General features: G+C 75.8%; 2 protein-coding genes. Both read left to right on the top strand.

What is annotated here, in order from left to right; translation table 11 throughout:
- On the top strand, positions 1–428 hold a 428-nt coding region (locus ACFV4N_RS42830), incomplete at its 5' end, for a LuxR C-terminal-related transcriptional regulator (RefSeq protein WP_499678428.1).
- A gap of 94 nt (positions 429–522) precedes the next feature.
- Positions 523–818 (top strand): DUF2306 domain-containing protein (locus ACFV4N_RS42835; protein WP_499678429.1); only part of this gene is annotated, 296 nt, incomplete at its 3' end.

Consider the following 818-nt stretch of genomic DNA (forward strand, 5'->3'; position numbering starts at 1 on the left):
TCGTGATCACCACCTTCGACCTCGACGAGTACGTCTACGCGGCGCTGCGCGCGGGGGCCAAGGGGTTCCTGCTCAAGGACGCGGGCCCCGCCCTGCTGGCCCAGGCCGTCCACGCCGCCGCGAACGGCGAGGCGCTGATCGCCCCCAGCGTCACCGCCCGGCTGCTCGCCGCGTTCGCGGGCTCCGGGCCGCCCGCGACGCCGGCGCAGCCCGTCGAGCCGCTCACCGAGCGGGAGGAGCAGGTCCTCGCCGCGGTGGCGTCCGGGTGCACCAACGCCGAGGTCGCCCAGCGGCTCCACATCACGCTCAGCACCGTCAAGACCCACCTCACGAGCCTGATGAACAAGCTCGGCGCGCGGAACCGCGTGGAGGTCGCCATCTGGGCGCACGAGACCGGCCGGGTCCGGCGCGACGGCGACCGCCGCTAGCCGGAAGTACGACCCGGGCCCCGGACTTCCGGACGGTCGGATTGCGGCCTGATGTCCGATGAGCCGGCACCGCCCCACCGGCCACGATCTGCGCATGACGACGACAACGCCGAGGCGCGCCGCGGGGTGGCGAGTGCCGGCCGGGCTGATCGCGCTCAGCCTCGTCCCGGTCCTGGCGGGCGCCTTCCGCCTGGTCGAGCTGGGCGCCGGCGCGCGGCTCGCGCCGGACGGCGGGCAGCACCACTCCATCGCGCCCGGCCCCCTGGTGGCGCACATCGTCACCGTCAGCGCGTACGCCGTGCTGGGCGCCTTCCAGTTCGCACCCGGGTTCCGGGCCCGGCGACCCGGGTGGCACCGGGCGGCGGGGCGGCTGGTGGTCCTCTGCGGACT

Origin of the sequence: Actinosynnema sp. NPDC059797 (genome assembly GCF_042732085.1) — a bacterium.
GTDB lineage: Bacteria > Actinomycetota > Actinomycetes > Mycobacteriales > Pseudonocardiaceae > Actinosynnema.